The organism is Streptomyces sp. NPDC057445, from assembly GCF_042802855.1.
In the GTDB taxonomy this organism is placed as follows: domain Bacteria; phylum Actinomycetota; class Actinomycetes; order Streptomycetales; family Streptomycetaceae; genus Streptomyces.
On the sequence record NZ_JBHVDH010000001.1, the window covers coordinates 878,570 to 899,951 of the forward strand.

The window sequence follows — 21,382 nt, forward strand, 5'->3', positions numbered from 1 at the left end:
GTTGAGGGACAGGCGATGTTCGACACTGTTCTGGTCGCCAACCGCGGCGAGATCGCGGTTCGCGTCATCCGTACGCTCCGGAGCATGGGGGTCCGTTCGGTCGCCGTCTTCAGCGACGCGGACGCGGACGCCCGGCATGTGCGGGAGGCGGACACGGCGGTGCGGCTCGGTCCGGCGCCCGCCGCCGAGAGCTATCTCTCCGTCGAGCGGCTCCTGGACGCGGCACGGCGCAGCGGGGCGCAGGCGGTCCACCCGGGCTACGGCTTTCTCGCGGAGAACGCGGGATTCGCACGGGCCTGCGAGGACGCGGGGCTGGTCTTCATCGGGCCGTCCGCCGATGCGATCTCCCTGATGGGCGACAAGATCCGTGCCAAGGAGACCGTGCGCGTGGCCGGGGTGCCGGTCGTGCCCGGCTCGTCCGGATCCGGCCTCACCGACGATCAACTGGCCGATGCGGCCCGTGAGATCGGTATGCCGGTGCTGCTGAAGCCCTCGGCGGGCGGCGGCGGCAAGGGTATGCGGCTCACGCGCGTCGAGTCGGCGCTGCTGGACGAGATCGCGGCGGCGCGGCGCGAGGCGCGGGCGTCGTTCGGTGACGACACCCTGCTCGTGGAGCGCTGGATCGACCGCCCGCGGCACATCGAGATCCAGGTCCTCGCGGACGGGCACGGCAATGTCGTGCACCTCGGCGAGCGCGAGTGCTCGCTGCAGCGCCGCCACCAGAAGATCATCGAGGAGGCGCCGTCCGTCCTGCTGGACGAGGCGACCCGGACGGCGATGGGCGAGGCGGCGGTCCAGGCGGCCCGCTCCTGTGGATACCGGGGCGCGGGGACGGTCGAGTTCATCGTCCCGGGCAACGATCCGTCGGCCTACTACTTCATGGAGATGAACACACGCCTTCAGGTCGAGCACCCGGTGACCGAACTGATCACCGGACTGGACCTGGTGGAGTGGCAGGTGCGCGTCGCGGCGGGTGAGCAACTGCCGTTCGGCCAGAAGGACATCGGTCTCACCGGCCACGCCGTGGAGGCGCGGATCTGTGCCGAGGACCCGGCCCGGGGCTTCCTGCCCTCCGGTGGCACGGTCCTGTCCCTGCGCGAGCCCCAGGGTGACGGGGTGCGCACCGACTCGGGGCTCACCGAGGGCACGGAGGTCTCGAGCCTCTACGACCCGATGCTGTCCAAGGTCATCGCGTACGGCCACGACCGCCCCACCGCGCTGCGCAAGCTCCGCGCCGCCCTCGCGGACACGGTCACGCTCGGCGTCCCGACGAACGCGGGCTTCCTGCGCCGCCTGCTCGCCCACCCGGACGTCGCCTCGGGCGACCTGGACACGGGCCTCGTGGAGCGGGAGGCGGAGGGCCTGGTCCCGCAAGGGGTGCCGGACGAGGTCTACGAGGCGGCGGCCATGCTGCGGCAGCCGGCCCCCTCCGAGCGCCCGGGCGGCTGGGTCGATCCGTTCTCGGTGCCGAGCGGCTGGCGGCTGGGCGGCGAACCGGCCCCGGCTGTCCACCACTTCAGGATCCCGGGCCACGACCCGGTGACGGTCAGGGTGCGCGGCACGGCCTCGCGGGCCGAATGTTCCGTCGGTGACGCGCCCGCAAAGGCGGTCCGCCGACCGGCTACGGAAAGGGCCGCGGCCACGGCAGAGGGCACGCTCCCGAGCCGGGCCGGCGCGGTCACCATCGAGGTCGACGGCGTCACCCACACCTTCACCCACGCAGTCTCTCCGGACGGGGTCTGGCTCGGCCGGGACGGGGACTCGTGGCACGTCCAGGTCCATGACCCCGTCGAGGCCTCGCTCAGCGGCGCAGGGCGCCAGGGCGCGGACACGCTCGCCGCCCCCATGCCCGGCACCGTCACGGTCGTGAAGGTCGCCGTCGGGGACGAGGTCGACGCCGGCCAGAGCCTGCTCGTCGTCGAGGCGATGAAGATGGAGCACGTCATCTCCGCCCCGCACGCCGGCACCGTGACCGAGCTCGATGTCACGCCGGGGACGACCGTCGCCATGGACCAGGTACTCGCGGTCGTCACCCCGCACCAGGACAGCGAGAAGGAGGGCGGGGCATGACCGCCGGACTGCCGATGGAGGTGCCGGTCGCGGACCTTCCGGCGCGGGTGCGGATCCATGAAGTGGGCCCGCGCGACGGGCTGCAGAACGAGAAGGGCGTCGTCCCGACCGAGGTGAAGGCGGAGTTCGTCCACCGCCTCGCCGACGCCGGGCTGACGACGATCGAGGCGACCAGCTTCGTCCACCCCAAGTGGGTGCCCCAACTGGCGGACGCCGAGGATCTGTTCCCCCGCCTCGCCGACATCGAGGGCGTCGCCCTGCCCGTTCTCGTACCGAACGAGCGCGGGCTCGACCGCGCCATCGCCCTCGGCGCGCGCCGGATCGCCGTGTTCGGCTCCGCGACCGAGACGTTCGCGACCCGGAACCTGAACCGGACGATCGACGAGTCGCTCGCCATGTTCGAGCCTGTCGTCGCCCGTGCGAAGGACGACAAGGTTCATGTCCGCGGCTATCTCTCGATGTGCTTCGGCGACCCCTGGGAGGGCAAGGTCCCCGTCCACCAGGTGGTCCGCGTCGCCAAGCGGCTCATGGACCTGGGCTGCGACGAGCTGAGCCTCGGCGACACCATCGGCGTCGCGACGCCGGGCCATGTCCTCACCCTCCTCGCCGAGCTGAACGAGGAGGGCGTGCCCACCAGTGCGATCGGGGTGCACTTCCACGACACCTACGGTCAGGCGCTCGCCAACACGTTCGCCGCCCTTGAGCACGGCGTCACGACGGTCGACGCCTCGGCGGGCGGCCTCGGCGGCTGTCCGTACGCGAAGAGCGCCACCGGAAACCTCGCCACCGAAGACCTCGTGTGGATGCTCCACGGCCTCGGCATCGAGACCGGGGTCGATCTTGGCCGGCTCACCGCCACCAGCGCCTGGATGGCCGAGCGGCTGGGCCGTCCCAGCCCTTCCCGCACCGTTCGTGCCCTCTCCCACAAGGAGTCCTAGTCATGTCGCTCGACCACCGCCTCGCCCCCGAGCACGAGGAACTCCGCCGCACCGTCGAGGAGTTCGCCCACGACGTCGTCGCCCCGAAGATCGGCGACTTCTACGAGCGGCACGAGTTCCCCTACGAGATCGTCCGCGAGATGGGCCGCATGGGCCTGTTCGGTCTGCCCTTCCCCGAGGAGTACGGCGGGATGGGCGGCGACTATCTCGCCCTCGGTATCGCTCTGGAGGAGCTCGCCCGCGTCGACTCGTCCGTCGCGATCACCCTGGAGGCCGGGGTCTCGCTGGGCGCCATGCCGGTCCACCGCTTCGGGACGGAGGAGCAGAAGCGCGAGTGGCTGCCCCGGCTTTGCTCCGGTGAGCTCCTCGGCGCCTTCGGTCTGACCGAGCCCGACGCCGGCTCGGACGCGGGCGGCACGAAGACCACGGCCGTGCGCGACGAGGCCACGGGCGAGTGGGTCATCAACGGCTCCAAGTGCTTCATCACCAACTCCGGTACCGACATCACGGGCCTGGTGACGGTCACAGCGGTCACCGGTCGCACGCCGGAGGGCAAGCCGCTCATCTCCTCGATCATCGTCCCCTCCGGCACTCCTGGCTTCACCGTCGCCGCGCCGTACTCCAAGGTGGGGTGGAACGCGTCGGACACCCGCGAGCTGTCCTTCTCCGACGTCCGCGTTCCCTTCGCGAATCTGCTGGGCGAAGAGGGCCGCGGCTACGCGCAGTTCCTGCGCATCCTCGACGAGGGCCGGATCGCCATCGCCGCGCTCGCCACCGGCCTCGCCCAGGGCTGTGTGGACGAGTCCGTGAAGTACGCCAAGGAGCGGCACGCCTTCGGCCGCCCGATCGGGGACAACCAGGCCATCCAGTTCAAGATCGCGGACATGGAGATGCGGGCGCACATGGCCCGTATCGGCTGGCGCGACGCGGCATCCCGCCTCGTCCTCGGTGAGCCGTTCAAGAAGGAGGCGGCGCTCGCCAAGCTGTACTCCTCCACGGTCGCCGTCGACAACGCCCGCGAGGCCACGCAGATCCACGGCGGGTACGGCTTCATGAACGAGTACCCGGTCGCCCGGATGTGGCGGGACTCCAAGATCCTGGAGATCGGCGAGGGCACGAGCGAGGTCCAGCGCATGCTGATCGCAAGGGAGTTGGGGATCTCCGCCTAGGGCCTTCCGTTCGGGCCGGGCCGGATCGGCGAGCGGGGTCCGGCCCACGCCACGTGCATCGCATGGCGGAAGAAGGAGCCCGCACGGTGGGGGCACCTCCCAGCGGTAGTTGGGGGACGTCGGCGACCGACGACAACCCGGCGAGGTGCGGCGCCAGGGCACACGCCGGCAGGTTCCGAACGAGCCCTGGCGACGGCACCGCCGTCGGACCGGAGCCGCCGAGCGTTGGGGTGGCGGCTCCGGAGGCGTCCCGATCGCGCGTAACCGGGCCCCCTCTGGACAAGTTGTCAGGTTAGGCTAACCTATCTTCGACCTTGCCAAGAGGCCGCCCCCGGCACGCACGAAAGCGACACCTTCATGCCCAACGCCCGCGCTTCACACCTCACCCGACGCGGTCTGCTTGCCGCGGGCGGCGCCCTCGGGCTCGCCGCCGCACTCACCGCCTGCGGCGACGAGAAGAAGAGCGACTCGGCCTCCGACGCGAAGTCCGGCCCGTGGGAGTTCAGGGACGACCGCGGCCAGACCGCCAGGACGAAGTCCACCCCGAAGAACATCGTCGCCTTCACCGGCACGGCCGCCGCGCTCCACGACTTCGGCATCGAGGTGAAGGGCGTCTTCGGCCCGACGTACGTCGAGGACAAGGCGAAGGGCACCAAGACCCCGGACGTCCAGGCGGGCGACCTCGACATCAACAAGGTCAAGGTCCTCGGCAACGTCTGGGGAGAGTTCAACGTCGAGCAATACGCCGCCCTCGCCCCAGATGTCCTGATCACCGACATGTGGGAGAAGGACGCTCTCTGGTACGTGCCGGACCAGTCCAAGGCCAAGATCCTCAAGCTCGCCCCGGCCGTCGCCCTGTGGGCCTCCGACAAGTCGATGCCCGCGGTGCTCCAGCGCCACGTCGACCTCGCCAAGTCCCTGGGCGCCGATGTCACGGCGAAGAAGGTCACGGACGCCAAGGCCGACTTCGAGAAGGCCGCCGCCCGGCTGCGCGCCGCGACGAAGGCCAAGCCCGGGATCAAGGTGCTCATCGGCTCCGCCAGCGCCGACCTGTTCTATGTCTCCGCGCCGGGCCGTCCGACCGACACGCTCTACTTCAAGGAGCTCGGCGTCGACTTCGTGACACCCACCAAGCTCGACGCAGGCGGCTGGTTCGAGGGCCTCAGCTGGGAGAACGTCGGCAAGTACAAGGCCGACATCATCATGATGGACAACCGCGCGTCGGCGATCCAGCCCGAGGCCCTGAAGTCCAAGCCGACCTGGGCCCAGCTGCCCGCCGTCAAGGCCGGCCAGGTCATCCCGCGTGTGACCGAGCCGGTCTACTCGTACGAGAAGTGCACGCCGATCCTCGAGGAACTGGCGAAGGCCATCGAGAACGCGAAGAAGGTCGCCTGACCATGACGGCAGCCGCAGCCGCCCCGTTCCGTTTCTTCCCCCTGCAGGTCGTACGGACGCGGCGGCTCGGCCCGTCGCTGGTACGGGTCACGTTCGGCGGAGAAGCCCTGGCGGACTTCGAGTCCGGAGGCCACGACCAGTCCCTCTCCCTCTTCCTGCCGCACCCCGGGCAGGAGGCCCCCGTCGTACCGGTGCCGAAGAACAGCGACACAGACGCCATGTACGCCGCGCTCGGCGCGTGGCGGGCGCTGTCCGACGACGTCCGGGCGGTGATGCGCTCGTACACGGTCCGGGAGCAGCGCCCGGACGCCGGTGAACACGGCGAGATCGACATCGACTTCGCCGTGCACGAGGACGGCGGCCCGGCCTGCCGATGGGCGCAGAAAGCTTCCGCCGGAGACCGGGTGGTCATCCTCGGTCCGGTGGTGGCCGACAACACGGGAGTACGTTTCCGGCTGCCGGACGATGCCGACGAGGTGCTGATCTGGGCCGACGAGACGGCCCTGCCCGCCGCTTCGGCGATTCTGGAGCGGCTGCCCGCCGGTATCCGGGCACGGGTCTGGCTGGAAGTCCCGCACACGGAGGACCGGCTGGAGCCGCGGACGGCGGCCGACGCCGTCATCACCTGGCTCGTACAGGACGAGGGCGCACCGTCCGCCGTCGAGGCGGTGCGTGCCGCAGAGCTCGCCGGGTCGGCTCCGTACGCCTGGATCGCCGGCGAGTCCGGTTCGGTCAAGGCGCTGCGGCGCCATCTGGTGAACGAGCGTCATCTCGACCGGCGCCGCGTCACGTTCGTCGGGTACTGGCGCAAGGGCCTCAGCGAGGACGCCTTGCGCGAGGCACCGGAGGAGACCGCCGAGGAAGCCGACGGCGGTACAGGCCAAGCCTGAACACCCCTTCACGGCCGCGGCGTTCACAGGACGCCGCGGCCGTGAGGTGTGCGGCGGCTCCTGCCCTCCGGGAGACCCGGGGGCATTGGCGAAAAGAAATAAGGTTAGGCTAACCTAACTTCGACGTCGTCCCCTCGCCCCCCTCTCCTGTCCGGAGGGGCGACGAAGTCCCCGCATCCGGGAAGGACCCCTCCATGCGCTCGCACCTGCTGAACGACGCCACAGCAGAGCAATACCGTCGATCGGTGACCGAAGGAGTCGAGCGTGTGGCGAACAAACTCGCCACGACCCGGCGGCCGTTCACCGGAGTCACCCCCGATGAGCTGGCCCCCGTGATCGCCGCTGTCGATCTCGACAAGCCGCTCGGCGACTCCGCCGCCGCTCTCGACGAGCTGGAGCAGGTCTATCTGCGCGACGCGGTGTACTTCCACCACCCCCGCTACCTCGGCCACCTCAACTGCCCGGTCGTCATTCCCGCGGTCCTTGGCGAGGCGGTCCTCTCCGCCGTCAACTCCTCCCTCGACACCTGGGACCAGAGCGCCGGCGGCACCCTGATCGAGCGCCGGCTCATCGACTGGACCACCGGCCGGATCGGTCTCGGCCCCGCCGCCGACGGCGTGTTCACCAGCGGTGGCACGCAGTCCAACCTGCAGGCCATGCTGCTGGCCCGTGAAGAGGCCAAGACCGACGACCTGTCGAAGCTGCGCATCTTCTCCTCCGAGTGCAGCCACTTCAGCGTCCAGAAGTCCGCGACGCTGCTCGGGCTCGGCCGGGACGCCGTCGTCTCGATCCCCACCGACCGGGACAAGCGCATGCAGACGGTCGCACTCGCCGCCGAGCTGCAGAAGTGCAAGCGGGACGGGCTGGTCCCCATGGCGGTCGTGGCCACCGCCGGCACCACCGACTTCGGCTCCATCGACCCGCTGCCGGAGATCGCCGAGCTCTGCTCGGAGTACGGCGCCTGGATGCACGTGGACGCCGCCTACGGCTGCGGACTGCTCGCCTCCCCGACCCGCCGCCACCGCCTGGACGGTATCGAGCACGCCGACTCCGTCACCGTCGACTACCACAAGTCCTTCTTCCAGCCGGTGAGTTCGTCCGCCGTGCTGGTACGGGACGGGATCACGCTGCGCCACGCCACGTACCACGCGGACTACCTCAACCCGCGGCGTACGGTGGAGGAGAGGATCCCCAACCAGGTCGACAAGTCCCTCCAGACCACCCGCCGCTTCGACGCCCTCAAGCTCTGGATGACCCTGCGGGTCATGGGCGCCGACGGCGTCGGCAGCCTCTTCGACGAGGTCTGCGACCTGGCCGCCGAGGGCTGGCAGCTGCTCGCCGGCGACCCGCGCTACGACGTCGTCGTCGAGCCCCGGCTCTCCACTCTGGTCTTCCGCTACATCCCGGCGCAGGTCACCTCCCCGGCCGAGATCGACCGCGCCAACCTCTACGCCCGCAAGGCGCTGTTCGCCTCCGGCGAGGCCGTCGTCGCCGGGACCAAGGTCGACGGCCGCCAGTACCTGAAATTCACGCTGCTGAACCCCGAGACGACCGTGCACGACATCGCCGCCGTCCTCGACCTGATAGCCGGCCACGCCGAGCAGTACCTTGGAGAGAACCTTGTCCACGCCTCCTGAGCACCGTGACATCCACGATTTCATCGGTATCGGACTCGGTCCGTTCAACCTCGGTCTCGCCTGCCTGACCGAGCCGATCGCCGAACTGAACGGCGTCTTCCTGGAGTCGAAGCCGGACTTCGAATGGCACTCCGGGATGTTCCTCGAGGGTGCCCACCTCCAGACGCCGTTCATGTCGGACCTGGTCACCCTCGCGGACCCGACGTCCCCGTACTCCTTCCTCAACTACCTGAAGGAGAAGGGCCGTCTGTACTCGTTCTACATCCGCGAGAACTTCTATCCGCTGCGGACCGAGTACAACGACTACTGCCGGTGGGCCGCCGGCAAGCTGAGCAGCATCCGCTTCAACACCACCGTGACCACGGTCGAGTACGACGCAGAGGACGAGGTGTACGCCGTCCGCACCGCCGGCGGCGAGACCTTCCGCAGCCGCAGACTCGTCCTGGGCACCGGCACCCCGCCGTTCGTCCCGGACGCCTGCCAGGACCTCGGCGGCGACTTCGTCCACAACTCCCGCTACGTCCAGGCCAAGGAGGAGCTGCAGAAGAAGAAGTCCATCACCCTGGTCGGCAGCGGGCAGAGCGCGGCCGAGATCTACTACGACCTCCTCGCCGAGATCGACGTCCACGGCTACCGGCTGAACTGGGTCACCCGCTCCCCGCGGTTCTTCCCGCTGGAATACACCAAGCTGACCCTGGAGATGACCTCTCCCGAGTACATCGACTACTTCCACGCGCTGCCGGAGGCCACCCGCTACCGGCTCGAGTCGCAGCAGAAGAACCTCTTCAAGGGCATCGACGGCGACCTCATCAACGAGATCTTCGATCTGCTCTACCAGAAGAACCTCGGCGGACCGGTCCCCACCCGGCTGCTCGCCAACACCGCCCTGCACACGGCCTCGTACGAGAACGGCACGTACACCCTCGGGCTGCGCCAGGAGGAGCAGGAGAAGGACTTCGAGATCCAGACCGAGGGCCTGGTCCTGGCCACCGGCTACAGGTACGCCACCCCCGGGTTCCTGGAGCCCGTGCGCGACCGTCTCCGCCGGGACGGCCAGGGCCGCTTCGACGTCGCCCGCAACTACGCGATCGACACCACCGGACGCGGCATCTTCCTGCAGAACGCCGGCGTGCACACGCACTCCATCACGTCGCCCGACCTGGGCATGGGCGCGTACCGCAACGCGTACATCATCCGTGAGCTGCTCGGCAGCGAGTACTACCCCGTAGAGAAGACCATCGCGTTCCAGGAGTTCGCAGTATGAGCACCACCGCCCCCGCACTCGGCACGTTCTCCGTCCGTCCCCTCGACCCGATCGCGGACGCCGAGCTGCTGCACGGATGGGTCACCCACCCCAAGGCCGCCTTCTGGATGATGCAGGACGCCAGGCTCCAGGACGTCGAGCGCGAGTACATGGCGATCGCCGCCGCCGAGCACCACGACGCCTTCATCGGCCTGCACAACGGCGAGCCCGCCTTCCTCATGGAGCGGTACGACCCCCAGCACGTCGAACTCGTCGGTCTCTACGAGCCCGAGCCGGGCGACGTCGGGATGCACTTCCTCGTCGCCCCGACCGACACCCCGGTGCACGGCTTCACCCGCGCCGTGATCACGGCGGTGATGCGGGAGCTGTTCGCCGACCCCGCGACCAGGCGTGTCGTCGTCGAGCCGGACGTGGCGAACAAGGCCGTCCACGCGCTCAACGAGGCGGTCGGCTTCGTACCCGGACGTGAGATACAGAAGCCCGAGAAGAAGGCCCTGCTGAGCTTCTGCACGCGGGAGCAGTTCGAGGCGGCCGTGGGAGCGGACCGATGAGCGCGGCCGTCGACACCGTCTCGCACCTCACCCCGGAGCTGTGGGCCGAGGCGAACCGGCAGCTGGTCCGCAAGGGCCTCGCCGAGTTCGCCCACGAGCGGCTGCTCACGCCGAAACCGCTGGGAGAGGACCGTTACGCGGTGCTCAGTGACGACGGCAGGACCGAGTACCGGTTCACCGCCGGCCGGCTCGCCCTCGACCACTGGCAGGTCGTCGCCGAGTCCGTCACCCGCCATCGGGACGGCGCCGAGATCCCGCTCGACGCCCTGGAGTTCTTCACCGAACTGCGCGGCGCGCTCGGTCTGTCCGACGAGATCCTGCCGGTCTATCTGGAGGAGATCTCCTCCACCCTGTCCGGTACGGCGTACAAGCTCACCAAGCCCGACGTGGCCGCCGTCGATCTGACCCGGGCCGGGTTCCAGTCGATCGAGACCGGGATGACCGAGGGGCACCCCTGCTTCGTCGCCAACAACGGGCGGCTGGGCTTCGGTGTCCACGAGTACCACCGGTACGCCCCCGAGGCCGCGGCCCCGGTCCGGCTGCTCTGGGTGGCCGCGCACCGCTCCCGGGCGACCTTCACGTCCTGTGCGGACCTCGGGTACGAGACACTGATGCGGGCCGAGCTGGGGCAGGAGACGCTGGACCGGTTCGACGCGCGGCTGCGTGAGCTCGGGCTGGACCCGGACGGCTATCTGCTGATGCCGGTCCACCCCTGGCAGTGGTGGAACAAGCTCTCCGTCACTTTCGCCGCCGAGGTCGCCCAGCGCCGGCTGGTGCCGCTCGGCGAGGGCGACGACGAGTACCTGGCCCAGCAGTCGATCCGTACCTTCTTCAACACCAGCGACCCTGCCAAGCACTACGTCAAGACGGCCATGTCCGTCATCAACATGGGCTTCATGCGCGGTCTGTCCGCCGCGTACATGGAGGCCACGCCCGCCATCAACGACTGGCTGGCCGGGCTGGTGGCGAGCGACGACGTACTGCGCGCGGCCCGCTTCTCGGTCATCCGCGAGCGGGCGGCGGTCGGCTACCGGCACCTCGAGTACGAGGCCGCCACCGACCGCTACTCCCCCTATCGCAAGATGCTCGCCGCACTCTGGCGGGAGAGTCCGGTACCCACGCTCCAGGACGGTGAGCGGCTCGCCACGATGGCCTCGCTGCTCCATGTCGACCGCTCGGGCAAGTCGTTCGCGGGCGCGCTGATCGCGGAGTCGGGGCTTGCCCCCGAGGTGTGGCTGCGCCGCTACCTGGACGCGTATCTGCTGCCGGTGCTGCACTCCTTCTACGCGTACGACCTGGTCTACATGCCGCACGGCGAGAACGTCATCCTCGTCCTCGGCGAGGACGGCGGCGTCGAACGTGCGATCTTCAAGGACCTGGCCGAGGAGATCTGTGTGATGGACCCGGACGCGGTCCTTCCGCCGGCGGTGGAGCGGATCCGCGCCGAGGTCCCCGAGGACATGAAGCTGCTGTCGGTCTTCACCGATGTCTTCGACTGCTTCTTCCGCTTCCTCAGCGCCACGCTGGTGACGGAGGGGGTGCTGGAGGAGGAGGCGTTCTGGCGGACGGTGGCCGAGTGCGTCACCGCGTACCAGGAGTCGATGCCGCAACTGGCCGGCAAGTTCGCCCAGTACGACATGTTCGCCGGGGAGTTCGCGCTCTCCTGCCTCAACCGGCTGCAGCTGCGGGACAACAGGCAGATGGTGGACCTGGCCGACCCGTCGGGCGCGCTCCAGCTCGTGGGCAACCTGGAGAACCCGATCGCGCGGTTCCGGTGACGGACCGCGGGCGCCCCGCGGAGTACGGTCCTCCGCGGGGCGCCCGCTTCTCTTCTCAGTCGGTGGGCCAGGGCACCTGCGGCGAGCGGTAGTAGTCGATACCGAGCGCCGACATGCGCGGCCCCTGCGCCGCGAGCCGCACCTTGTACGCGTCCCAGTCGTGCGTGGACGCCGGTGACCAGCCGAGTTCCGCCACTCCGGGGAGCCTCGGGAAGGCCATGTACTCGATGTGGTCGCTGGTCGAGACGGTCTCCGACCAGAGCGGCGCCTCGACCCCGGCGATCGACGACGCGGGCGCGCCCGGCAGGTACGCGCCCGGGTCCCAGTCGTAGGAGCGCTGCACCTCGACATAGCCGGCCCAGGCCAGGCCAAGCGGGGTGTCCTTGTTGTACTTCATGTCGAGGTAGATCCGGTCGGCGGGCGAAAGGATCAGCTTCGTGCCGTTCCGCGCGGCCCGGGCGACCTGCTCCTTCTCGGCAGCGCCGGTGCCGTCCAGGCCCCAGTACTGGGCCACCGCGCCCTTGGCCGGGGTGGCTCCCGTGAGCTGGTGCCAGCCGACCACCGTCTTGCCGTACCTGGCGACGGCGGCCTGTGCCTTGTCCATGAACGCGACATAGTCGGCGTGGCTCGTGGAGTGGGCCTCGTCACCGCCGATGTGGAGGTACCTGCCGGGGGTGAGCGCGGCCAGTTCGCGTACGACGTCGTCGACGAAGTCGTACGTCACGGCCTTCGGCACGCACAGCGAGCTGAAGCCGACGTCCGTGCCCGTGTAGAGGGGCGGGGCGGTGCCGGTGCAGTTCAGCTCGGCGTAGGAGGCGAGGGCCGCGTTGGTGTGGCCCGGCATGTCGATCTCCGGGATCACCTCCAGGTAGCGCGAGGCGGCGTGGGCGAGGATCTCCTTGTACTGGGCCTTGGTGTAGTAACCGCCGGGGCCGCCGCCGACCTGGGTGGAGCCGCCGTAGGTGGCGAGCCGAGGCCAGGAGTCGACGGCGATGCGCCAGCCCTGGTCGTCGGAGAGATGCAGATGCAGCTTGTTGATCTTGTAGAGCGCGAGCTGGTCCATATAGCGCTTGACCTGGTCGACGGTGAAGAAGTGCCGGGCGACGTCGAGCATCGCGCCCCGGTGTCCGAAGCGGGGTGAATCGGTGACGGTGCCGCCGGGGACCTGCCAGGGGCCGCCCTGACGGGTGTTCTTCTCGACGGCGGCGGGCAGCAGCTGACGGAGCGTCTGGACACCGTGGAAGAGGCCCGCGGGTCCCCGGGCGGTGATGGTGACCCCGCTGCGACCGGACTGGAGCCGGTACCCCTCCTCGCCGAGGCCCCTGTCGCGCGACCCGAGCGCCAGACGGATTCCGCCGTGGCCGCCGTCGTCGGTGACTGGCAGCGCGTACCCGGTGGAGGGCCGCAGCACCGCGGCCAGATACCCGCCGATGCGCCGGGCCTCGCGCGAGTCGCCGTCGACCCGGATGCGGGTCGCGGGGGTGATGGCGTACGGGGCGCCGGAGGACTTCACGGAGGCCGGCGCGGGGACGACCTGGCCGAGCGGTCCGAGCGCCGGAGCGGCGGCGGGGGCCGCACCGGAGCCACCGGGCGCGGCCCCGACACCGGCGATGCCCGCGGCCGCGACGAGCAGCAGCGAACCGAGGAGCCGGGGGAACGTTCTGGGCTGTCTCACAGGCTGGGTCCCTTCCGAGGGGAGTCACAACTGTGGTGCTGAGCAACCGAACGGTCACCATGCGTACCGCGCGCCCCAGGCGGGGTCAAGGTGTAGACCACTTCGGACGTCCGGCCGCAGCGGAGCCCGGCACCGGTCCGGGGCGGCCGTGACGGCTCGAATGCGGCATCCGCACGCACCGGAGAGGGCCGTCCCGCTCCCTGCATCCGGCCCTGCCCCCTCGGCCCGGGCCCGGGCCCGGGCCCGGCGACGCACATGACGTACCGCCCCGGCGCCTCCGCGAGCTGGGCGAACTGCGGTCAGGCCGGGATACTGACCGGCGAGAGGTTCACCATGGCCCAACAGGTCGCCCTGAAGCAGGTATAAATGCCGCAAAAGCGGCACTGTAATCCGGATCACGCAGGTTTCTGCCCGGAATCGGGCAGGAATCTTGCATACGGGCCGGGGCAACCCTCAGTATCGACGGGTGCTCGAACGCCGCCCGCCGTCGCATGACGATCTCATCGACCACTTGGTGCGCAGCACCGCGCTCCAGCGCGGTGAGGCCTCCCGGGTGGTGCTCGACGTGCTGGCGTTCTTCGACGAGACGACCGAGGAATTCGTCCGCCGCCGCCACCGGGAGCTGCAGTCCGGCGGCGCGGTGAACACGGAGATCTTCGGGCGTATCGCGGCCGAGCTGCCGCACCGCGCCGTGGCGCCACCGGAGCTCTCGCTACGGCAGCTGCGCCGCATCGTCTACGGCTGACCACAGGGTCGGCAGTCGGCCTGGCACACACCCACGAACCTGGAGGGGCAAAGAGTTTATGTGCGGAATCGTCGGTTACATCGGGAAGCGTGACGTCGCGCCGCTGCTGCTGGAAGGCCTGGCGCGGCTGGAGTACCGCGGCTACGACTCCGCGGGCATGGTGATCACCAGTCCCAAGTCCGCAGGCCTGAAGATGGTCAAGGCCAAGGGCCGGGTCCGCGACCTGGAGGCCAGGGTCCCCAAGCGCTTCGCCGGCACGACCGGTATCGCACACACCCGCTGGGCCACCCACGGTGCACCGAGCGACGTGAACGCGCACCCGCACCTCGACCCCGAGAACAAGGTCGCCGTCGTCCACAACGGCATCGTCGACAACGCGTCGGAGCTGCGCGTCAAGCTCGAGGCCGACGGCGTCGTCTTCGCGTCCGAGACCGACACCGAGGTCCTCACCCACCTCATCGCCCGCGCCCAGGCCGAGAGCCTCGAGGAGAAGGTCCGCGAGGCGCTCCGCCACGTCGAGGGCACGTACGGCATCGCCGTCATGCACGCCGACTTCAGCGACCGCATCGTCGTCGCCCGCAACGGCTCCCCGGTCGTCCTCGGCATCGGCGAGAAGGAGATGTTCGTCGCCTCCGACGTCGCCGCGCTGGTCGCCCACACCCGCCAGGTCGTGACCCTGAACGACGGCGAGATGGCCACCCTGAAGGCCGACGACCTCCGCACCTACACGACCGAGGGTTCGCGCACCACCGCCACCCCGGAGACCGTCGAGTGGGAGGCCGCGTCGTACGACATGGGCGGCCACGACACGTACATGCACAAGGAGATCTCCGAGCAGGCCGACGCCGTGGACCGCGTGCTGCGCGGCCGCATCGACGACCGGTTCTCCACCGTGCACCTGGGCGGACTGAACCTGGATGCCCGCGAGGCGCGCGGCATCCGCCGCGTCAAGATCCTCGGCTGCGGCACCTCGTACCACGCGGGCATGATCGGCGCCGGGCTCATCGAGTCCCTGGCGCGTATCCCCGCGGACGCCGAGCCGGCCTCCGAGTTCCGTTACCGCAACCCGGTCGTGGACCCCGACACCCTCTACATCGCGGTCTCCCAGTCCGGTGAGACCTACGACGTGCTCGCCGCCGTCCAGGAGCTCAAGCGCAAGGGCGCGCGAGTTCTGGGCGTGGTGAACGTGGTCGGCTCCGCGATCGCCCGTGAGACGGACGGCGGCGTGTACGTGCACGCCGGTCCCGAGGTCTGTGTGGTCTCGACGAAGTGCTTCACCAACACGGTGGTCGCCTTCGCGCTGCTCGCGCTGCACCTGGGCCGCATCCGTGACCTGTCCGTCGCCGACGGCAAGCGGATCATCGAGGGCCTGCGCAAGCTGCCCGCGCAGATCTCCGAGATCCTCGAGACCGAGGACGAGATCAAGAAGCTCGCCGCCGAGTACGCCGAGGCCAAGTCGATGATGTTCATCGGCCGGGTGCGCGGCTACCCGGTGGCGCTGGAGGCCTCCCTGAAGCTCAAGGAGATCTCCTACATCCACGCCGAGGCCTACCCGGCCTCCGAGCTGAAGCACGGCCCGCTGGCGCTGATCGAGCCCGCGCTGCCGACCGTCGCCATCGTCCCGAACGACGAGCTGCTGGAGAAGAACCGCGCCGCCCTGGAGGAGATCAAGGCCCGCAGCGGCAAGATCCTCGCGGTCGCGCACCAGGAGCAGGAGAAGGCCGACCACACGATCCTCGTCCCGAAGAACGAGGACGAGCTGGACCCGATCCTCATGGGCATCCCGCTCCAGCTCCTCGCGTACCACACGGCCCTGGCCCTCGGCCGGGACATCGACAAGCCGCGTAACCTCGCGAAGTCGGTGACGGTGGAATAGTCCACCGCCCTCGTCGTACGGCGACCCCCTCCGCGCACGCCACCAGCGCGCGGAGGGGGTCGCCCTTTTACGTCGCCGGCGTCGCCCTCACGCCGGCCCCTGGCCGCTCAGCCGGTGGCCGTCACCCCCCGGCCGGCAGCACGCCCGCTGAAGGTGGGCCACTTCGCGAGCGCGGCCGTCGCGCCGTACCAGGCCGCGAGGCCCGCGACCGCGCCGACCCAGCCGCCCGCCTTCGCCAGTGCGTCGTTCCCCGCGAACGAGGCGATGGCCAGGAGCAGCATCGAGACGCACAACAGCCCGTACACGCCCTGGCCGAAGATCCCGCTGCCCGCGGAACCGACGGTGAGGGTGAGCGCCAGCAGGGCGAACAGCAGCAGGAAGAGTCCCGCCGCCTCCGCAGAGACCTCCGATCCGACACCGGTGCCCCAGGTGAACCAGAAGGCGCCGAGGCCCGCGAAGGCCGTACCCGTACCGCCGTTGCCCGCACGGAACTCGAGCAACCCGACGAGGAACAGTGCGACCCCGCCCAGCCAGGTCGCGAGCGATGCGGCGTCGGACGCCGCGACATTGTCGATCACACCGGTGTGGCCGATACCGAAGGCCAGCAGAGTCAGTCCGAGTGCGAGGTGGCCGAGAGTGGATGACGTGGCGCTTCCCGCGGAGACTTCGTTGTCCACGGCGGGCTCCCTTCATGCGCGCGTAGGTGCTGGTTCCCAGCCATCCTTTTCTACCCTTCACAAGCGCACAATCCACCTGTACGGGCGAGTAGATATGACGGTCGTCAAAAAGTTACGAACGAGGCCGGACCTGGGCGAACCATGGACGGCAGAGGGGCCTGGGGGGGTTGCGGGGGTCAGGGGATGACGACGACGGGCCGCTGCGCGCGCTTCGCCAGCCGGCCGGCCACCGAGCCGAAAAGGCGCCCCACGATGCCGTGCGTGGAGCCGACCACGATCGCGTCCGCCGAATACTCCCGGCCGACCTCCTCGAGCTCGTGACAGATGTCGCCGCCACGCTCCACGAGGATCCAGGGGACCTCGGTGAGATAGTCGGCACACGCGAGCTCGAGCCCGAGCACCTCGGTGCGGTGGTCCGGGACGTCCACGAAGACCGGCGGCTCGCAGCCCGCCCACACGGTCGTGGGAAGGCGGTTGGCGACGTGCACGATGATCAGCCCGGACCCGGAACGCCTGGCCATGCCGATGGCGTACGCAAGGGCCCGCTCGCTGGAGGTCGATCCGTCGAAGCCCACGACAACTCCGTGCCGGAAGGCGGGATCGCAGGAATGGCGTGACTCTTCCGCCGCCTGCAGATCCGACAGGGGGTCGGCGACCTGCTTGCGGTCCGCGGGTTCGGGGTATTCGTGACCGGCCATCGGTGTCTCGGCGTTCAGATCCTCATGGGAGGGCGACGGTTGGCTGCGGAGCTGTGTCCGGGAATCATCTTCCCAACCCCATACCCCCAAGGGTACGGCGACACTCCTCCCCTGCCCAGAGCCGTCGGCCCTACTCACGGTGTTCCAGGGAGCATGCACGAGCACGCTCCGTATGGCAATGGCGCCTGCCCCATACAGGTTTTGGCGGCGGAGGCTGCGGCGTGAACCGGCTCACGCCGCGGCAGCGGTGAAGGGAAGGCTCCGTTCACCGCCCGGCACGCGGCCGTTCCGCGTGACGGCCGGGAGCCCGGCAGCGGCACCGGCACCGGCACCGGCACCGGCACGGGCATCGGTCGACCGCCGTGCCGGCGACCGACCGGTGCCGGCGATCGCGGCACCGATCGGACGGCGGCCTTCCCGGCGGTCGCGGCGGCGACGGCTCCCGACTCCTTCGCGACTCCTTCCCGGTTCCTCCCCCGAGGCCTGGAGCAGGCACGGGACCTGCACCGGACCGGCACGAGGCCGGGAGTCACCCAGGCGCCTCCCGCACCCGCCCGTCGGGCGTCCGGGCCGGGACGGGCACCGCGGACGACGTGCCACGCCGAAGGGCGGACAGCACCTCCGGGCGCGCCCACGCCGCAGCGCTACGAACCGGGCTGCGGCGCCGCGCGTTCGGGCGGGGCGCACGGAGGCGGAAGCCGACGTGAACGAAGCACGCCCGGAGGCTGACGAATTGAGGTGCGCGCACCCGTATGTTTTCAGCCAACTTCCCACCCATGGCCATTCCTTGCCCGTAGGGCCCCTCAACCCCCTTGCCACCAGGCAAGAAAGGACCGTTCCGGTCGCTCGCACCCTACGGGGACGGGCCATGCATGCCAGGCGCACTTCCCTGCGGGGCCTGCGAGTGGAACGCTTCGTGATCGAATGCTTCGCGCCAAGTGCCCTTGTCGACAATGTGCCGGATCCCGAACTTGTCACGCCGGCACCACGGGACGCAGTAGATTCGATCATGGGTATCGAAGACTGGGGACTCGTGCAGAACCAAGGGGACACGTGCAGGAGCGACATGCCCGACACGAACGGGGAGACGCGAACACCAAGGGGGGCTTAGCGTCATGAGTCAGGACTCCGCCGCACCGGAGGTCGCACGGAAACTTTCCGGGCGCCGCCGCCGCGAAGTCGTAGCGGTGCTGCTGTTCAGCGGCGGCCCCATCTTCGAGAGTTCCATCCCGCTCTCGGTGTTCGGAATCGACCGCCAGGACGCCGGAGTTCCCCGCTACCGACTGCTTGTGTGCGCCGGCGAGGAAGGACCCCTGCGGACCACAGGGGGACTCGAACTCACCGCGCCGTACGGGCTGGAGGCAATCGGGAGAGCGGGCACCGTCGTCGTGCCGGCCTGGCGTTCCATCACCTCACCGCCGCCGCCGGAGGCCCTCGAGGCGCTTCGCCGCGCCCACGAGGAGGGCGCGCGGATCGTGGGGCTGTGCACCGGAGCGTTCGTCCTGGCCGCTGCCGGCCTGCTGGACGGCCGCCCGGCGACCACGCACTGGATGTACGCGCCGACGCTCGCCAAGCGCTATCCGTCGGTCCACGTCGACCCGCGCGAGCTCTTCGTCGACGACGGGGACGTGCTCACGTCAGCGGGGACCGCGGCCGGAATCGATCTCTGTCTGCACATCGTGCGGACGGACCACGGCACCGAGGCCGCGGGCGCACTGGCCCGCCGGCTGGTCGTACCGCCGCGGCGCACCGGCGGGCAGGAGCGCTATCTCGACAGGTCTTTACCGGAGGAGATCGGCTCCGACCCGCTCGCCGAGGTCGTGGCCTGGGCGCTGGAGCATCTCCACGAGCAGTTCGACGTGGAGACGCTGGCGGCGCGCGCGTACATGAGCAGGCGGACCTTCGACCGCAGGTTCCGCTCGCTCACCGGGAGCGCTCCCCTGCAGTGGCTGATCACCCAGCGGGTGCTGCAGGCGCAGCGGCTGCTGGAGACCTCCGACTACTCGGTCGACGAGGTCGCGGGCCGCTGCGGGTTCCGCTCACCGGTGGCGCTGCGCGGGCACTTCCGGCGCCAGCTGGGCTCCTCCCCGGCGGCGTACCGGGCCGCCTACCGGGCACGCCGTCCGCAGAGCGAGTCCGCGGGTCCCGGTGCGGTGATGGACCCTGTCGTTCCGGCGCACGCCTCGGTTCCGCAGGCGCGGCGGCCCTCCGCTGCGACGGCCCCGGCCGGACCGGGTCCCGCGGGACCGCACGACTCCGGCAAGCCGCACTCCGACGCGTACGCCTCCGGGCGTCCGACGGTCCCCGGCCAGCGGAGCGCACCGTAGCGGCCGGCCGGTGATCGTGCCCGACCGAGGGTGGGGGCACTCCTCCTTCATGGCTCCGCCGTGGGGCCCCCACCCTGCCGGGAGCGACGGGAGCGGCGAGAACCATCGGCACGCGACGCGACCCCACGATCGCCGGTCGGCCTAAGGTAGGACGCATGAACGATCGCATGGTGTGGATCGACTGCGAGATGACCGGGCTCTCGCTGGCCGACGACGCACTCATCGAGGTGGCCGCGCTGGTCACCGACTCGGAACTGAACGTGCTCGGTGAAGGGGTGGACATCGTGATCCGCCCCCCGGACGCCGCGCTCACGACGATGCCCGAAGTGGTGCGGCAGATGCACACCGCTTCGGGCCTCCTCGACGAGCTGGCGTCCGGTACGACCCTCGCCGACGCCGAGGAGCAGGTCCTGGCGTACGTACGGGAGCACGTCAAGGAGCCCGGAAAGGCCCCGCTGTGCGGAAACTCGGTCGGCACCGACCGCGGCTTCCTGTTGCGTGACATGCCGAAGGTGGAGGAGTACCTCCACTACCGGATCGTCGATGTCTCCTCGGTCAAGGAACTGGCCCGCCGCTGGTACCCGAGGGCGTACTTCAACAGTCCGGAGAAGAACGGCAACCACCGGGCGCTTGCCGACATCCGGGAATCCATCGCCGAGCTGCGCTACTACCGCGAGTCGATCTTCGTCCCGCAGCCCGGCCCCGACTCCGACACCGCGAAGTCGATCGCGGCGCGCCACGTCCTTCCAGCGCAGTAGGCCGGACGGGCCGCACGCGGCTCCTGCGACAGGAGGACGTAAACCCTGGCGCGAGCACCCTCCCGGACCCTGTACACTTTTTCTCGGCCGGTCGGAAAAACGACCGGTCGTGGTGGGTGTAGCTCAGCTGGTAGAGCACCTGGTTGTGGTCCAGGATGCCGCGGGTTCGAGTCCCGTCACTCACCCTGAATGATCAAGGGCTGACCTGTGAGAACAGGTCAGCCCTTCTTCATGCCCGAATCCTTGGGAGACATGGATCCGGGACTGCCCGTTTCCGCCGCATGCTCGGTGACCACACCAGTCAGCGCCTCGGCAGCAGCCAGCCATGGCCGCCATGCCTCGGAGGAACACTCGCCCTCCGTCACCCGCTCGCGGGCCTCCACGGCAGCCCCGCCCCGATCCAGCCGCTCACGGATCTCCGCAGTCACGACCGCAGCAGAGCGCACCGAACCAGGCTTCTGCTGCTCGGGGACACATCCCGAGGCCGTCGGCCGCATCCGACACCGCCCAGTTGCGACCCCGGCCACCGACGTCCAGGGTGACCCGAATCCGTCGCGCGCTCCGAGGCCCGGACCCCCTCGCCACTACGCTCGCGCGCATGACTGACTTCGTGCAGGTATCCACGGCAACGCCGACCCGGGAACAGGCAGTCGAGCTGGCGCAGTCGGTGGTAAGAGAACGCCTTGCCGCAGGCGCCCAGATCATCGGTCCCGTCACATCTGTCTTCTGGCACTTGGGCAAGTTCGGCACCGGGGAGGAGTGGCAACTGCTTCTCAAGACCCGGACCGGCCGCTACCCCGAGTTGGAGGCGCACCTGCTCAAGAACCACCCGTGGGACAACCCTGAGGTGTCGGCCGTCCCGATCGTTGCGGGTGCAGAGGCGTGCCTGCGCTGGGTGTCCGAGAACACCCAGCCCGGTACGGGCGAGTAGTCA

Annotated in this window: 18 protein-coding genes and 1 tRNA gene; 15 read left to right on the top strand and 4 right to left on the bottom strand. The window is 69.9% G+C overall.

All coding sequences use genetic code 11. From position 1 onward, the window contains the following. Nucleotides 1–15: 15 nt before the first annotated feature. From ACFU5O_RS03850 to ACFU5O_RS03890, 9 genes are all read left to right on the top strand, one after another. Nucleotides 16–2,070, top strand: a complete 2,055-nt coding sequence (locus ACFU5O_RS03850; RefSeq protein WP_384235920.1) for an acetyl/propionyl/methylcrotonyl-CoA carboxylase subunit alpha — start codon at nt 16–18, stop codon at nt 2,068–2,070. Further along, a complete protein-coding gene (locus ACFU5O_RS03855) occupies nt 2,067–3,008 on the top strand; it encodes a hydroxymethylglutaryl-CoA lyase (protein ID WP_384235923.1) in 942 nt (313 codons plus the stop codon). Before ACFU5O_RS03850 ends, ACFU5O_RS03855 begins: the two co-directional genes overlap by 4 nt. A 2-nt stretch (nt 3,009–3,010) precedes the next feature. Continuing rightward, the gene (locus ACFU5O_RS03860) at nt 3,011–4,177 is read left to right on the top strand and encodes an acyl-CoA dehydrogenase family protein (RefSeq protein WP_384235926.1); all 1,167 of its coding nucleotides are present in this window, start codon (nt 3,011–3,013) and stop codon (nt 4,175–4,177) included. A gap of 357 nt (nt 4,178–4,534) precedes the next feature. Continuing rightward, nucleotides 4,535–5,572, top strand: coding sequence for an ABC transporter substrate-binding protein (locus ACFU5O_RS03865; protein WP_384235929.1), 1,038 nt, complete (start codon nt 4,535–4,537; stop codon nt 5,570–5,572). A gap of 2 nt (nt 5,573–5,574) precedes the next feature. Beyond that, the gene (locus ACFU5O_RS03870) at nt 5,575–6,462 is read left to right on the top strand and encodes a siderophore-interacting protein (protein WP_384235932.1); all 888 of its coding nucleotides are present in this window, start codon (nt 5,575–5,577) and stop codon (nt 6,460–6,462) included. Nucleotides 6,463–6,656: 194 nt separating this feature from the next. Continuing rightward, nucleotides 6,657–8,099: a pyridoxal phosphate-dependent decarboxylase family protein gene (locus tag ACFU5O_RS03875; protein ID WP_384235935.1), complete on the top strand. Its 1,443-nt coding sequence runs from the start codon at nt 6,657–6,659 to the stop codon at nt 8,097–8,099. Further along, the gene (locus ACFU5O_RS03880; protein ID WP_384235938.1) at nt 8,083–9,363 is read left to right on the top strand and encodes a lysine N(6)-hydroxylase/L-ornithine N(5)-oxygenase family protein; all 1,281 of its coding nucleotides are present in this window, start codon (nt 8,083–8,085) and stop codon (nt 9,361–9,363) included. The genes ACFU5O_RS03875 and ACFU5O_RS03880 overlap by 17 nt, the downstream gene beginning before the upstream one ends. Then, complete coding sequence (locus ACFU5O_RS03885; protein WP_384235940.1) at nt 9,360–9,914, top strand: GNAT family N-acetyltransferase; 555 nt, start codon at nt 9,360–9,362, stop codon at nt 9,912–9,914. Before ACFU5O_RS03880 ends, ACFU5O_RS03885 begins: the two co-directional genes overlap by 4 nt. Beyond that, nucleotides 9,911–11,692, top strand: coding sequence for an IucA/IucC family protein (locus ACFU5O_RS03890; RefSeq protein WP_384235943.1), 1,782 nt, complete (start codon nt 9,911–9,913; stop codon nt 11,690–11,692). Before ACFU5O_RS03885 ends, ACFU5O_RS03890 begins: the two co-directional genes overlap by 4 nt. A 55-nt stretch (nt 11,693–11,747) precedes the next feature. Here ACFU5O_RS03890 and ACFU5O_RS03895 read toward each other — a convergent pair whose 3' ends face one another. Beyond that, nucleotides 11,748–13,367 (bottom strand): beta-N-acetylhexosaminidase, encoded by a 1,620-nt coding sequence (locus tag ACFU5O_RS03895; RefSeq protein WP_384235945.1) that lies wholly within the window; start codon nt 13,365–13,367, stop codon nt 11,748–11,750. A 466-nt stretch (nt 13,368–13,833) separates the two neighbouring features. On the opposite strand from ACFU5O_RS03895, the gene ACFU5O_RS03900 reads away from it, so the two are divergent. Both ACFU5O_RS03900 and glmS read left to right on the top strand, forming a co-directional pair. After that, a complete protein-coding gene (locus tag ACFU5O_RS03900; RefSeq protein ID WP_384235948.1) occupies nt 13,834–14,112 on the top strand; it encodes a hypothetical protein in 279 nt (92 codons plus the stop codon). A 58-nt stretch (nt 14,113–14,170) separates the two neighbouring features. Further along, nucleotides 14,171–15,988 carry a glutamine--fructose-6-phosphate transaminase (isomerizing) gene (gene glmS, locus ACFU5O_RS03905; RefSeq protein ID WP_384235951.1) on the top strand — a complete coding sequence of 606 codons (1,818 nt, stop codon included), beginning with the start codon at nt 14,171–14,173 and terminating at the stop codon, nt 15,986–15,988. A gap of 107 nt (nt 15,989–16,095) precedes the next feature. Here the strand turns inward: glmS and ACFU5O_RS03910 are convergent, their stop codons facing one another. Further along, nucleotides 16,096–16,665 carry an acetate uptake transporter gene (locus tag ACFU5O_RS03910; RefSeq protein ID WP_384235953.1) on the bottom strand — a complete coding sequence of 190 codons (570 nt, stop codon included), beginning with the start codon at nt 16,663–16,665 and terminating at the stop codon, nt 16,096–16,098. Between the two features lie 176 nt (nt 16,666–16,841). Continuing rightward, nucleotides 16,842–17,363: a universal stress protein gene (locus tag ACFU5O_RS03915; protein ID WP_384235956.1), complete on the bottom strand. Its 522-nt coding sequence runs from the start codon at nt 17,361–17,363 to the stop codon at nt 16,842–16,844. A gap of 1,115 nt (nt 17,364–18,478) precedes the next feature. Between ACFU5O_RS03915 and ACFU5O_RS03920 the strand changes: the two genes are divergently transcribed. The 3 genes from ACFU5O_RS03920 (at nt 18,479) to ACFU5O_RS03930 (ending at nt 20,633) form a co-directional block, all read left to right on the top strand. Next, entirely contained in the window at nt 18,479–19,690 is a 1,212-nt protein-coding gene (locus ACFU5O_RS03920) for a helix-turn-helix domain-containing protein (RefSeq protein WP_384235959.1), read from the top strand. A gap of 155 nt (nt 19,691–19,845) precedes the next feature. Further along, a complete protein-coding gene (gene orn, locus ACFU5O_RS03925; protein WP_384235962.1) occupies nt 19,846–20,448 on the top strand; it encodes an oligoribonuclease in 603 nt (200 codons plus the stop codon). Between the two features lie 112 nt (nt 20,449–20,560). Continuing rightward, nucleotides 20,561–20,633: transfer RNA gene (locus ACFU5O_RS03930), tRNA-His, on the top strand. Nucleotides 20,634–20,666: 33 nt separating this feature from the next. On the opposite strand, the gene ACFU5O_RS03935 is transcribed toward ACFU5O_RS03930, so the two are convergent. Further along, nucleotides 20,667–20,876 carry a hypothetical protein gene (locus ACFU5O_RS03935; RefSeq protein ID WP_384235964.1) on the bottom strand — a complete coding sequence of 70 codons (210 nt, stop codon included), beginning with the start codon at nt 20,874–20,876 and terminating at the stop codon, nt 20,667–20,669. Nucleotides 20,877–21,046: 170 nt separating this feature from the next. Between ACFU5O_RS03935 and cutA the strand changes: the two genes are divergently transcribed. Then, complete coding sequence (cutA, locus tag ACFU5O_RS03940; protein ID WP_384235967.1) at nt 21,047–21,379, top strand: divalent-cation tolerance protein CutA; 333 nt, start codon at nt 21,047–21,049, stop codon at nt 21,377–21,379. The last annotated feature ends 3 nt before the right edge of the window (nt 21,380–21,382 follow it).